The 12515-nt window shown below is 65.1% G+C and carries 12 protein-coding genes; 11 read left to right on the top strand and 1 reads right to left on the bottom strand.

Translation table 11 applies throughout. The annotated features are described in order from the left end of the window. The first annotated feature begins 193 nt into the window (after positions 1-193). From WT97_RS18745 to WT97_RS18795, 11 genes are read left to right on the top strand one after another with little or no spacing between them, the layout of a single operon-like run. Positions 194-898: a virB8 family protein gene (locus WT97_RS18745; protein WP_060354044.1), complete on the top strand. Its 705-nt coding sequence runs from the start codon at positions 194-196 to the stop codon at positions 896-898. Next, positions 895-1743, top strand: a complete 849-nt coding sequence (locus WT97_RS18750) for a TrbG/VirB9 family P-type conjugative transfer protein (RefSeq protein WP_060354045.1) — start codon at positions 895-897, stop codon at positions 1741-1743. The genes WT97_RS18745 and WT97_RS18750 overlap by 4 nt, the downstream gene beginning before the upstream one ends. Further along, positions 1736-2971 carry a type IV secretion system protein VirB10 gene (gene virB10, locus WT97_RS18755; protein WP_060354046.1) on the top strand — a complete coding sequence of 412 codons (1236 nt, stop codon included), beginning with the start codon at positions 1736-1738 and terminating at the stop codon, positions 2969-2971. Before WT97_RS18750 ends, virB10 begins: the two co-directional genes overlap by 8 nt. Further along, positions 2968-4104, top strand: coding sequence for a P-type DNA transfer ATPase VirB11 (gene virB11, locus WT97_RS18760; protein ID WP_156440279.1), 1137 nt, complete (start codon positions 2968-2970; stop codon positions 4102-4104). The genes virB10 and virB11 overlap by 4 nt, the downstream gene beginning before the upstream one ends. A gap of 8 nt (positions 4105-4112) precedes the next feature. Continuing rightward, entirely contained in the window at positions 4113-4487 is a 375-nt protein-coding gene (locus WT97_RS18765; protein ID WP_060354047.1) for a hypothetical protein, read from the top strand. Then, positions 4484-6214 (top strand): type IV secretory system conjugative DNA transfer family protein, encoded by a 1731-nt coding sequence (locus tag WT97_RS18770; protein WP_060354048.1) that lies wholly within the window; start codon positions 4484-4486, stop codon positions 6212-6214. Before WT97_RS18765 ends, WT97_RS18770 begins: the two co-directional genes overlap by 4 nt. Then, positions 6211-8070: a PriCT-2 domain-containing protein gene (locus WT97_RS18775; RefSeq protein WP_060354049.1), complete on the top strand. Its 1860-nt coding sequence runs from the start codon at positions 6211-6213 to the stop codon at positions 8068-8070. Before WT97_RS18770 ends, WT97_RS18775 begins: the two co-directional genes overlap by 4 nt. 53 nt (positions 8071-8123) lie before the next feature. Beyond that, positions 8124-9641, top strand: coding sequence for an LPD7 domain-containing protein (locus WT97_RS18780; protein ID WP_060354050.1), 1518 nt, complete (start codon positions 8124-8126; stop codon positions 9639-9641). Between the two features lie 14 nt (positions 9642-9655). After that, positions 9656-10186, top strand: coding sequence for a plasmid stabilization protein (locus WT97_RS18785; protein ID WP_306640879.1), 531 nt, complete (start codon positions 9656-9658; stop codon positions 10184-10186). Between the two features lies 1 nt (position 10187). Continuing rightward, entirely contained in the window at positions 10188-11198 is a 1011-nt protein-coding gene (locus WT97_RS18790) for a relaxase/mobilization nuclease domain-containing protein (protein ID WP_060354052.1), read from the top strand. A gap of 15 nt (positions 11199-11213) precedes the next feature. After that, the gene (locus WT97_RS18795) at positions 11214-12005 is read left to right on the top strand and encodes a DNA adenine methylase (protein ID WP_060354053.1); all 792 of its coding nucleotides are present in this window, start codon (positions 11214-11216) and stop codon (positions 12003-12005) included. A 63-nt stretch (positions 12006-12068) separates the two neighbouring features. Here WT97_RS18795 and WT97_RS18800 read toward each other — a convergent pair whose 3' ends face one another. After that, on the bottom strand, positions 12069-12500 hold the full coding sequence (locus WT97_RS18800; RefSeq protein ID WP_060354054.1) for a hypothetical protein: 432 nt from the start codon (positions 12498-12500) through the stop codon (positions 12069-12071). Positions 12501-12515: the final 15 nt, after the last annotated feature.

Raw genomic sequence — 12515 nt, forward strand, 5'->3', positions numbered from 1 at the left:
TGCCAACTTCATTGCTCCTCGCCGGCTGCCTTGCCTGGAGTCTCGCCGCCTGCAGCAGCTCTCCTCCGAAACCCGTGTTGCCGGACGGACTGCATCGCGTGCCGGTTAACCGTGTGCCGCCTGTGCCCGATGCACCGAGTACGACGCCGCCTGCTGCCCATCTGTCCACGTTGCCCGATACCGGAGACCGGTCATGAGCGCGCCGCACGACTACGGCCGCGTGCTCGATATCGAGGCGTCGCTGACCTGGCTGCAGGAGCGCTCGGAGCGCCGCGCCTGGCATGTCGCCTATGCGGCGGTCGGCGTGGCCGCACTGAGTACCGCAGCGCTTGCGGTGATGGTGCCGTTCTATCGCGTGGTGCCGCTGCCGATTGAGGTCGACCGCCTGACGGGCGAATCCCAGGTGATCGACGTACTTGATGCCCGCCATGTGCGCACGAAGGAAATCCAGGACAAGCACTGGGTCGAGACCTACGTGCAGGCGCGTGAGCGCTACAACTGGGGCCTGCTGCAGATGGACTACGACGGCGTGCTCGCCATGAGTGACGACGTGGTCGCGCGCGACTATCGCGGCATCTACAGCGGCCCTGATGCACTCGACCGGCAGCTCGGGGCGGGCACCGAGCGGCGCGTGCGGATTCTCTCGGTCACGCTGCCGCCCGATGAGCCGGGTCACGCGGTCGTGCATATCGAGCGCACATCGTTCAAAAACGGCCAGGCCGACGCCGAGCCGACGCAGCGTTTCGTGATCACGCTGGCCTATACCTATCGGCCACCCGTGTTTACGCGCGAGAGCGTGGCGATTGCCAACCCGTTCGGCTTCAAGGTTACGGCCTACAGCCGCGATCTCGAATACACGCCACCGGCATCTGCCGCGGCCGCGGGAGGCACACCATGAATACGCTTCTGTCTGCGGCTTTCTCCGCGCGTCTCTCCACTATCGCGCTCGCGAGCCTGCTGTTTTCGGGCGTGGTCCACGGGGTCGATCTGCCGGGCTGGAATGACGACTCGCGCGTGCGGCAGGTGATCTATCGCGCAGACGAGGTCGTGCGCGTCGAAGCACAGCGCGGTTTCGCCACGCATATCGCGCTCGATCCCCACGAGCAGATCCAGGTCGTCGCGCCCGGCGACCGGGACGGCTGGCAAGTGGTGGCGAATAAAGGCGATCACGACGTGTACCTCAAGCCACAGCTTGCCGCGCACGACTCGAACCTCGAGATCCGCACCGACCGGCGTAGCTACAGCTTCGATCTGGTAGTGCTGCCGCTCCAGTCGAAGTTCGGCAACGACCGGGTGATGTACCGCGTGACCTTCGTCTATCCGGATGACCTGGCGAAACAGGCGCACACCGATTCGGATGCAGAGCTGATCGCCCGGCGTCTCGCGCAGCCGCCCGCCGTTCGTAATGCACGGTACTCGATGCAGATTATGCGCGATTCCGACGATATCGCGCCGACCGCCGCGTGGGACGACGGACGGTTCACCTATCTGCGTATCCCGAACAACCGGCGCATGCCTGCGGTTTTCCGGGTGGCCGACGACTGTACGGAGAGCGTGGTCGACAGACACGTCGAGGGCGACACGATTGTTGTGCATGAAATAGCAAAACGCTTCGTGATGCGGCTTGGTAACGAGGTCGTCGGGATCTGGAACGACGCCTACGACATGGATGGCGTGGCACCCCATGACGGCACGACGGTCAGCGGCGTAAAGCGTGTCCTGCGGAGTCACGACGATGAATGACGATACCCCGCGCAATCTGATTGAGCCCGATGATTCTCACGCATCGCGACCGAACCCCGGCAGAAACGATGGAGCACCGGGCGCATCCGCCGATCGCGGCATGCCCGCGCTGGCCCAGTACCGTAGTGCGCGTCCGCGGGCCTGGTGGCTGACGCCGATTGTAATCGTGCTGGTTGTCGGTGCCGGCGCGGTATGGACCGTGCATGGCTTTCTCGCGCGCCATGATGCCGAGGCAAAGGCGCGGCGCGACTCGGTGGCCGACACGTCCGCGCAGGGCCGCACGTTCAGGGATGCTCCTGCGTCAGCAGTTATCTCGGCGTCAGCGCCGGTGTCGGCGAGTGCTTTTGACGTTCGTCGCGTGCCGGCTTCGGGTGTGGCTGTCACGCCCGTCAGCACCCAGCGCGCAACGGCTTCCCGCAGCTATTACGACGCGCCCCTGCTCGCCACGGGCGGCGGGCAGGAGACGTCGGGAGGATTGCCTGGTGCGCTGGCGACTGGTGGTCTGGCCGGTGCAGCGTCGTCGGTCGCAGCAACGTTGTCGGGTGGCGCGGCTACGCCTTATGGGGGATCAGGGCAGGCGGGCGGCGCGCTCGCCGAGGCACTCACGCCGACGGCGACGCCGCGCGTGCGCGCCACGATGCTCGGCAATCGCAGTCTCATCCTCGCGCAGGGCGCCAAGATCGACTGCGTGGGCGATACGGCCTTCGATTCGACCGAGGCCGGTATCTCGACCTGCACGGTCACGAAGAACGTGTATTCGGACGACGGCCGTGTGCTACTGATCGAGCGCGGCTCGCAGATCAACAGCCAGTACCGCTCGAACCTGTCGCCCGGCCAGAAGCGCGTATTCGTGCTGTCGGCTCGCATCAAGACACCGGACGGCGTCACGGTCGAGATCGACTCGCCGGCAGCCGATGCGCTCGGTCGCATGGGGATGGACGGTTACGTGGACAACCACTGGGGCCAGCGCATTGGTGCTGCGATGCTGCTCGGCGTGACCCAGGACGCGATCGGCTATCTGGCGACGCGCGGCGGCAACAGCAACGGCTCGGTCGTGTTCGAGAACACGCAGCAGCAGGGCAACGACATGGCCACGCGCGTGCTCGACAGCACCATCAACATTCCGCCGACGCTGAAGCAGAACCAGGGCGCGGAGTTCACGATCGTGGTCGCGCGTGATCTTGATTTCGGATCGGTCTACGCCCTGCAGCCGGAGGCCACGCCATGACGCCCCACGCCGACATGCCCTGTGCACCCGACACGCTGGATGCATCCCGCGACCCGGTTCTGGCCCGGTTGCCCGACGACGCTTCGGTGCGTGAGTTGATGCGGCCGTTCGCGCCTCTGCTCGACGACGCCGACGTGACGGAACTGGTGATCAACCGGCCGCAGCGCGTGCTGACCGAAAACTCGTGCGGCTGGCACGGCCACGACTACCCGGACCTCGATTTCGACCGGCTGATCTCGTTCGCGGTGGCGGTGGCCACGCTGACCAGCCAGGAGATCTCGGCGCAGCATCCAGTCCTGTCTGCGCTGTTGCCGGGTGACGCCCGTATCCAGATCGTGGTGCCGCCGGTCGTTTCGCCGCGCACGGTCTCGGTCACGATCCGTCGCCCATCCGCGCGCGAGAAGAGCCTCGATGCCTATCGCGCCGATGGCCTGTTCGACGACACGGTATGGCATCGCCCGGACGGGCTCGATGCGGCGTTGCCCGTGCTGCGTGCGGAAGACCGCAGGCTCGTCCGGTGTCTGGAAGAGCGCGACTGGGGTGCATTCTTCGAGCGTGCCGTAACCGACCGGCTCAATCTCGTGATCGTCGGCAACACGGGCTCGGGCAAGACCAGTTTCATGAAGACCCTGTGCCGCTCGATTCCGGCCAGCGAGCGGATCGTGACGATCGAGGATGTCCGCGAGCTGTTTATCCGGCATATCGAGAACTGCGTTCATCTGCTGTACAGCAAGGGCGGCCATGGTCAGGCGCGCGTCACGCCCGCCGACCTCATCGCGAGCACGATGCGCATGCGTCCCGATCGCGTGCTGCTTGCCGAGCTGCGCGGCGCTGAAGCCTACGATTTCCTCAAGCTACTGACGACGGGCCATGCGGGTTCGATCACGAGCTATCACGCGCCCAATGCTGCGGTGGCGATCGAGCGTTTCGCGCTGATGGCGAAGGAACACCCGGAGGCTGCGGCCTGGGACGATGCCGCGCTCAAGCGCCTGCTATTCCTGACGATCGATGTCGTCGCGCACATGGAGGTGCATCCGGTACTCGATGCGGCAGGCGAGCAGGTTGGCCGCCGCTGGAGCATGACCGAGGTCTGGTTCGATCCGGTGCGCAAGGCGCGCACCGCGTTCGTATAGGGGCGACAATGGTCCAGACATCTTCGCACGAGATGCAACGTATCCGGACGGCTGTCATAACGCTGATCGTGCTCGCCGGCCTTCTTGGCGGGCTGGTGGCGTCGCTCTGGCTCGCGTCGTTCTTCCTGTACGCCAGCCTGCGGATCAACCCGCTGCACGCGGGTCTGGCCGGCTGGCTCGACGCGCTGCTGGCCTGGCGGCACGGCCTGATGCCGAATGCCGGTCGCAAGCTCGCGGGTGCCGCGCTCTTTGGCGTGCTGCTGCCGTTCGGCGGTCCGGTGTTCGGCCTGCACGCATTGTGGGAGCGCTCGGGCCGGCGCCGTCTCTACGGCAGCGCGCGCTTTGCGAGCGAGGCGGAAATCCGCCGGGCGGGGTTGCTATGACGATACCTGCACACCTCGGCACCTCGCCACCGATTGTCGTCGGCGTGTGGCGTGGCCGTTACCTGCGCTTTACCGGCCAGCAGTTCGTGCTGCTGGCGGCACCCGCTCGCTCGGGCAAGGGCGTCGGCATCGTGATCCCGAACCTGCTCAGTTTCCCCGATTCGGTCGTGGTGCTCGACGTGAAGCAGGAGAACTACGCCATCACGGCAGGCTTCCGGCGCGCGAACGGGCAGGAGGTGTACCTCTTTAATCCGTTCGCCGAGGATGGCCGCACGCATCGCTACAACCCGCTCTCGGCGATTTCGGACGGGCTGTTCCGCGTTGGCGACATTCTGGCGATCGGCTACGCACTATATCCGCCCGGTGGTCACGACGACTTCTGGAAGGACCAGGCGCGTAACCTCTTCCTTGCCATCGTGCTGCTGTTGTGCGAGTGGCGCGACGCGCGCCGTGCCGGCAAGGGCGCGTCGGTCCCGAACTATCCGGTCACGATAGGCGAGGTGCTGCGGCAGTCGTCGGGCAACGGCATGCCGGTCAAGACGTACCTGCAGCGCGCGCTGGTCCAGCATCGCGATCTGCTGTCAGGGCAGTGTATCGACGCGCTGAACCGTTTCCTGTCGAACGACGACAAGGTGCTGGCGAGCGTGCTCGCCACCTTCAATGCGCCGCTGACGATCTGGGCCAATCCGGTGGTCGACGCGGCGACGAGCGCGAACGATTTCGATCCGCGCGATCTGCGGCGGCGCCGTATTTCCGTCTATATCGGCGTGACGCCCGATCATCTGTCAGAAGCAGCACTGATCGTGAACCTGCTGTTTTCGCAGGTAATCAACCTGAACACGAAGCAGTTGCCCGAGGCCGATCCCACGCTCCGGTTTCAGTGTCTGCTGCTGCTCGACGAGATGACGGCAATCGGCAAGATCCATATTCTCTCGCGCGCGGTGGCCTATATGGCGGGTTACAACCTGCGGCTGCTGTCGATTGTGCAGTCGATCGCGCAGCTCGAATCGGTCTACGGACGGGCCGATGCCCGCACCTTCATCACGAACCACGCGATGCAGATTCTCTATGCGCCACGCGAGCAGAAGGATGCCAACGACTATTCGGAAATGCTCGGCACGTTCACTGACCAGTCGCGCAGCGTCAGTCGTTCGAACGCGATCTTCGGCGGCCGGGGTGGATCGAGCGAGAGCGTGTCCGAGCAGCGCCGGCCGTTGCTGTTACCGCAGGAACTGAAGGAACTGGGGCGCGGGAAGGAAATCATCGTGCTCGAAAACACCAAACCGATCCTGGCCGACAAGATCTGCTACTGGCGTGATCCGGAGTTTGCCTCGCGCGTGATGTCCGCACCCGCGGTGCCTGCAATGAACCTGGACCACTTCATCGCCGTGTCCGAGCGCCGGCTGCGCGACCTGCAACCGGACGAGATCGATCCGGATGGTGCGGGGCTGATCCATCTGCCGCCCGAATATCTCGAGGTGCTGCAGGCATGGGACCCGCGCGACCTGCCGCCGGATCTGGCCGACATCAGCGAGGACGACGCCGTCGCTTATGTGGAACGGCACTTCATGTTCCTGGGTGTGCCGGCCCGCAAGGTGGTGCAGGCAAGGCGCCACCTGAGCGCGGACGATCTCGATGTGGGTGAACTGGATTTCGTTGAGCCGGCCCGGCGTGCTGCCCGGCCTGGCTCGCAAGTGGGTTCACATGCCACGGGAGCCCGGCCATGACGACGCCCTATGTGAACGAGGCTGATCGCGCGCGTGCCGCGCTTGCCGTGATTCCGGCGGACGACTACGGGACCTGGGTCGACATGGCGTTCGCGCTCAAGCACGGTTTCGGTGATGAAGGCTTCGAGATCTGGGATGCGTGGAGTCGCACGGCCGCCAACTATAACGAGCGTGCGGCCCGTACAACGTGGCGCTCAGCGAGCGCATCGGGCGGCAAGACCCTGTCCACGCTGTTCTGGCATGCACGTCAGCATGGCTTTGATCTCCGGCGCGCGCATTACCCGGACCAGATGACCGCCGTGCTCGCGCCGTCCGCCGACGTGCTCGCGCAGCGCGAGCGTGAATCTGCACGGCGCGAGGCGCGCCATGCGGCCGTTGCCCGCGAGGCGGCGTCGATCTGGGACTGGGCGCGTCCGGTCGGGCCGGCCCATCCGTATCTCGAACGCAAGCGCCTCCAGCCGATTGACACGTTGCGCGAGCTGGATGCGCTGGAGCTGCGCGCGCTGCTCGGCTATGCGCCGGCCAGCGAGGAGGAAACGCTCGCCGGGCGCGTGCTGCTCGTGCCGGTCTGGAACGGGCCGATCTCGACGCTGGAGCTGATCGACGAGCAGGGGCTGAAGTCGTCGCTGGCCGGCGGCGTAAAGAAGGGCGGTTACTGGATGACCGAGCCGGCACTGGTACCGGCTGGCGAGTCGTCGCTGATCCTGATCGCCGAGGGTATGGCGACGGCCTTGTCTGCCTCACATGCGACAGGCTGGTTCGCGGTGGCAGCGCTTTCGAGCGGGAATCTGTCGCTGGTGGCGACAGGTTTGCGCGAACGATATCCCGATGCGGATCTCATCGTCCTGGGTGAACTGGGGCGCGGCGAGGCGCAGGCGCATCAGGCAGCAGAAGCCGCGAAGGCACATCTGGCCTGGCCGCAGTTTGCTGACGACGCGCGCATCGACGACAAGGTGCCGAACGATTTCAGCGACATGGCCGTGCTTTCGGGCTTCGATGCGGTCGGCGCACACCTGCGTGAAGTCGTGCGTGCCATCGCGAAAACCAGCAGCGAGCCGAGACTGGATGTCCCTGCCGTGTCGGGCGTGACCGTGTTTGGGATGGGCGAGCATGAGGAGGGCGGAGAGATGAGCAACGTCAAGGAAAAACTACTGGCCGATGACGGAGGCAGTCCTCGTCGCCGGTCATCGAAACGCAGTGCGTCGAAGTTGGCTGAGCCGGATGTGTCGGTCACCGGCGAAGGGGTGTCTGCGGCGGCGCCAGCGGATCCGCCGGCTGCGGCATCGCCGGCGGCCGACGCTCCGGGCACACATCCTTCGCGATTTCCTCCGTCTCGCCCGCCGGTGGGCGACCCCCTATTTGCCATCAGCGACGTGCCCAGCGAAGTCCGGGCGCTTGCCGAGCACCGGTTCGGCTCGCCGCTCAGGATGGGGACGCCGCGCGAGAACGGCGGCCCCTACCGTGGCGAGGTGTTCAACACGGAGCACTACCTGATCCAGGAGGTCGCGACGCGCAGCGTTGTGTTCCACCGCAAGACCGAAATGACGTTTGTTTCCGAGCGCTTGAAATGGATGAATGAGAACGCACGGCTCAACGGCTCTGAGCTACAGGTCGGCTACGACGGCAGTCACGCGAAGGTCTATCCGTGGGACCGTGCCCGCGATCTGCTGGATCGGGCCGTGCGTTCGCTGAAGAAGTCGGCGCAGGAGCTGAACTTCAGTCCCAATCTCGAAGGGATGCTCGACCAGTTGCAGGCTAGGTCATGGGCACGCATCCGCGAACTGCGCACGGAGGCGCTGGAGAAGTCGAGGGAGCCGGGTGCATCGCGCGAGGCGGGTACGGAGCCTGACCGGTAAGCCATCGCAGGGCGGTACCGGACGGAAGCGTTTTGAATATGTGAGGTGACGACATGGCGCAGACAGCTTCGGCTCCAGAGGCCGATCCGGTCATCAACGTGATCGAGCAAGATGTGCAGGGTAGCGGCGGGCCGGCTCCATCAAACGATCATCGGGAGCCGCTCGATACGGCCGCGATGGACGCGGTGTCCGCACGGCGTAGGCGCGAGTTCGATGCTGCGCGCGCGAGGCTGCGTGATCAGGCCATGGGTGACGATCGCGGTGCATCGACGCAGGCGGGTGCGCAGGCGCCTACTGAGTCGCAGCAGGAGGCGGATCGAGGGCACGCGCCGCTTGACCGGCCGCCGGAGCGTGTGAGCAAGCGCTACCTGCGCGCGGGTAACCAGTATTTCCTGAAGGATGCGCCGTACCAGCTCGCGTTCGAGGATCTGGGGCCGTACCTTGTCACCGAGCACAACCGGCCGGACGTGGTCGAGTCGATGGTCGACATGGCACATGCGAAATCGTGGCAGCGCATCCGCGTGTCGGGCCACGAGGCGTTTCGCAGCGAGGTCTGGCTGCAGGCGACGCTGCTCGGCATCGACGTCAGCGGATACGAGCCGAAGGCGGCCGACCTGGCCCGTCTCGCCGATGCCCGGCAGGCGCGGCTGGACAATCGCATCGAGGTCGCGGCCGATGTTACTGCGACCGCTGCTTCAGGAGCACAGGGGCGCAGCGATCCGAATCGTGCACCCGCGGACGCTCAGCCAGTTGCTCCCGCCGTTGCCGCCAACGGAACCTCGCCAGCCGCTCCCCGACGTGACGCCGTTTCGGTGCCGCATGCTACCGCTGATCGAAGCACTGCGGGCGATGAGCCCGACGCGCCACGGCGGTATGTCGGCCAGTTGCTCGAACATGGTAGTGCGCCGTATCTGCATAACCCCGCGCGTAGCGACTCGTATTACGTGGTGTTCCGCGATCAGGCGGGCGTCGATCAGGCGGTATGGGGTGTCGATCTCGAGCGCGCCATCCGCGAATCCAGTGCTGGCATCGGGCAGCCGGTGGTGCTCGAAAATCTCGGCAGGCGACTCGTGACCGTGCGCGTGCCGGTCTTCGATGGCGCGGGAAACGTGATCGGCGAGGAGGACAAGGACGTTTACCGGAACACCTGGCAGGTCGAGGCCGCGCAGCGCAGCCGGGAGGCTGCTGCTTCGCCGGAAGGGGACAATCGGCCGGATGGCGACGTGAGTACCGTCGATTCGCGAACTGCGCCTGTCACCCAACATGAGTCGCGTCGTCGCCGCGCGGCACCGCGTCAGGAAAACGACTCGGTTATGCACCTGGCTGTGCTGGCGACAGCCATGCGCGAACAGGGCTTCAGCGATCGCTCGATTGCCCGTGTACGGCAGCGCGCCGAACGCCTGCTGGTCGCGTTCAGTAACGACGGCACGCCTGTTCCTACGCCCAAGGTGTTCGATCCGAAAGCGCCATCGGGTCGCGATCAGCGCCGGCGTTCGTCGCCGGAACGTGCCCCGGCTCCCGAGATCGACCGGACGCCGGCCGAACCGTCGCTTTCGTCTCCGTCGCGCTGAGGTGGATCGTGGTTGTGCGCGAGCGCCTGTGCGTTGAACTCGGTGCGATCAGGCTGCGCTGGGACGACTGGTGCGCCCGGCGTGGTCTGACGGCAGGCGAGGGTGCGCGTCAGTTGATCGTGGCTGCGATACGCGATGACGATGGCGCGCAATCCGTTACGGCCAATCCAGATCTGGCCAGGCCCGTTGTTGGCGAGCCGCGTACCCGCATTGAAATTCGCCTGACGGCGGTGGAGCTGGCCGCCGTCGAGCAGCGGGCGACGGCATCAGGCCTGAGCGGCAACCGCTGGATCGTGTCGCTGGTGCGCGCGCAGTTGACGCGTGAGCCGCAGCTCGGCGAACACGAGATGCGCGCGCTGTCGGAGTCCAGTAAGCAGCTTGCCGGTATCAATCGCTTGCTGGGCCAGCTTGTGCGAACGCATGGGAACGGATCGACCGGGAGCGAACGGATGCCGGACTGGGCGGACATGCGGGACCGGATCGACGCGCACCTGCGCGCGACCTCCGCTGTCATCCGCGCGAACCTCGATCGATGGAGCCGCTGACATGCCTTACCCGAAAATCTACATCGACGCGATGCTCGTGAACTGGGGCGACCGGTTGTTCCAGGAACCGCTGCGACACGCGCGTGCCGCGCGACTCTCACACATCGATATCCGTGACGAAGCCGCACGCATGCGCGCCCAGATCGCGCGCACGCTCAGGCGCACGCCGGAGGTGATGGTCAAGATCACGAACAAGGCTGCCAGCGCGCAGGGCATGGCTGCTGTGCGCCGGCATCTGCGTTACATCTCCCGTAATGGCCGGATCGAGCTGGAGGACCAAAACGGCGACCGTGTTAGCGGCGCCGACGCGTTGCGCGATCTCACGAAAGCCTGGCAGCTCGGCGGATGGGGCATCCCGGAGAGCAGCACGCGCCGTGAAGTATTGAACATCCTGCTGTCAATGCCGCCGGCCACGGACCGGCAGGCCGTGCGCGACGCGGCGCGGGCCTTTGCGGCACAGGAGTTCGGTGATGGACGCGCGTATGTTTTCGCAGCGCACGACGACGAGGCACATCCGCATGTGCATCTGAGCGTGCAGGTGCGCGGCCCGGATGGACGTCGCCTGAATCCGCGTCACAAGGATCTGCAGCGGTGGCGGGAGCGTTTCGCGGAACAACTGCGTGAGCACGGCGTCGAGGCGAATGCGACGCCTCGTCGTGCGCGTGGCGTGACGCAGCGTTATCCGAAACCTGCAGTGGTGCACATGGTTGCGCGCGGGGAGACACCGAGGTACTGGAAACCGCTGCCGATCGATACGCAGCGCGACGCGGGGTGGATTGCGCACGGCGGCGTATTTGCCGCCTGGAGGGAGATGGCCTATGCGATGGCGAGATCGCGTGCGCGCGAGGATCGCGCGATGGCGGTCGAGATGGCGTATTTCGTCGGTGGCATGCCTGTGCAGCGAGACCGGCCGGTTTCGGAACGCGCGCCGGATGCACGGCGCGAGCCGGGGTCGCAGGCGCCGGAAGCTGGAGTGCGGTCAGACGGTGCTGCGCCGGACGTGGAACGTTGACGCCGGGAGGGCAGGATGGCCATACCTATCGTGCCGTGGATTGGTGGCAAGCGACGCCTGGCCGATATCCTGATTCCGCGTTTCCCGCCGCATACATGTTACGTCGAGGTATTTGCGGGTGCTGCGGCGTTGTTCTTCCTGCGGTCGCCGGCGGAAGTCGAGGTGTTGAACGACGTCAATGACGATCTCATCAACCTGTATCGCGTCGTACAGCACCATCCCGAGGAGTTTATCCGTCAATTCAAATGGGCCTTGAGTAGCCGGCAGGTATTCAAGTGGCTGAACGATACGCCGCCCGAGACACTGACGGACATCCAGCGTGCGGCGCGTCTCTATTACCTGCAGCAGAACTGCTTTGGCGGTCGTGTAGAGGGACGCAGTTTCGGCACAGCCACGACTTCACCACCCGGACTCAATCTGATGCGTCTCGAGGAAACGCTGTCGGCGGCGCATCTCCGTCTGTCTGGCGCCTATATCGAAAAGCTGGACTGGCAGGTGTGCATCAGCCGGTACGATCGGTCACACACGTTCTTCTTCCTCGATCCGCCGTACTCGGAGACCGAAGGGTACGGCGTGCCGTTCGGTATCGAGCAGTATGAACGGATGGCTGCCGTGATGAGAGAGATCAAGGGGCGCGCGATCCTGACGGTGAACGATTATCCGGATATGCGGCATGTATTCGTCGGACTCGATTATGAGCGGACCGAGATCCAGTACACGGTCGGCGGTTCGACAGGCACTGCGCCGAGCGGGGAGCTGATTCTTTATAGATGGAACAGGGCCGACGATACGGCGGGTCTGTTCTGATGCGCGGGGAGTCAAGCGATAGCCTCGTCCTGTCCCTGTGGACCATCCGGCGTAGCCTGGAATCTACGAGTCGGCGAACCATGCGGCAGGGCCGGCCTTGAACGTGAGGAAGAGCAGAAAAAGTATGGCGATCAGAAGCATCGGGACGCCGTAAATCGCCAGCGGGAAAAACAGCACGAGCTGGAGCGCCGAACCACCCGAGCCATGAAGGACGTCGGTGTCCCGGATGTTTTCGTAGATCAGCCACGCGATTGCGGCCAGTCCCATTCCCATGAGGATGATGCCGCCTGATTGCGCGTCATGGTGCATGTATGCAGTTCCCCACGCATAGAATCCCCACCACAGGAAATTGATGCCGATAGCGGCGAGCCAGAATCTTCGCTTCGTGAACAGGCGATAGCCAAAGCGGCGCCGGCAACGGTGGCTGAAGAGCTGAATGCCCTTGGCAATCCCGACGACGGTACCGAGGGTGATGGCTATTTTCAGAAATTCCATGGAGCGCTCTCCGGG

Source organism: Burkholderia sp. MSMB1459WGS (assembly GCF_001534535.1).
Lineage (GTDB): Bacteria > Pseudomonadota > Gammaproteobacteria > Burkholderiales > Burkholderiaceae > Burkholderia.

What these genes read in the sequence shown, in the direction of transcription:
- WT97_RS18800 (WP_060354054.1), bottom strand. Translation starts at nt 12,500, where the DNA reads ATGGAATTTCTGAAAATAGCCATCACCCTCGGTACCGTCGTCGGGATT.
- WT97_RS18750 (WP_060354045.1), top strand. Translation starts at nt 895, where the DNA reads ATGAATACGCTTCTGTCTGCGGCTTTCTCCGCGCGTCTCTCCACTATC.
- WT97_RS18745 (WP_060354044.1), top strand. Translation starts at nt 194, where the DNA reads ATGAGCGCGCCGCACGACTACGGCCGCGTGCTCGATATCGAGGCGTCG.
- WT97_RS18770 (WP_060354048.1), top strand. Translation starts at nt 4,484, where the DNA reads ATGACGATACCTGCACACCTCGGCACCTCGCCACCGATTGTCGTCGGC.
- WT97_RS18790 (WP_060354052.1), top strand. Translation starts at nt 10,188, where the DNA reads ATGCCTTACCCGAAAATCTACATCGACGCGATGCTCGTGAACTGGGGC.
- WT97_RS18795 (WP_060354053.1), top strand. Translation starts at nt 11,214, where the DNA reads ATGGCCATACCTATCGTGCCGTGGATTGGTGGCAAGCGACGCCTGGCC.
- WT97_RS18765 (WP_060354047.1), top strand. Translation starts at nt 4,113, where the DNA reads ATGGTCCAGACATCTTCGCACGAGATGCAACGTATCCGGACGGCTGTC.
- virB10 (WP_060354046.1), top strand. Translation starts at nt 1,736, where the DNA reads ATGAATGACGATACCCCGCGCAATCTGATTGAGCCCGATGATTCTCAC.
- WT97_RS18775 (WP_060354049.1), top strand. Translation starts at nt 6,211, where the DNA reads ATGACGACGCCCTATGTGAACGAGGCTGATCGCGCGCGTGCCGCGCTT.
- WT97_RS18780 (WP_060354050.1), top strand. Translation starts at nt 8,124, where the DNA reads ATGGCGCAGACAGCTTCGGCTCCAGAGGCCGATCCGGTCATCAACGTG.
- virB11 (WP_156440279.1), top strand. Translation starts at nt 2,968, where the DNA reads ATGACGCCCCACGCCGACATGCCCTGTGCACCCGACACGCTGGATGCA.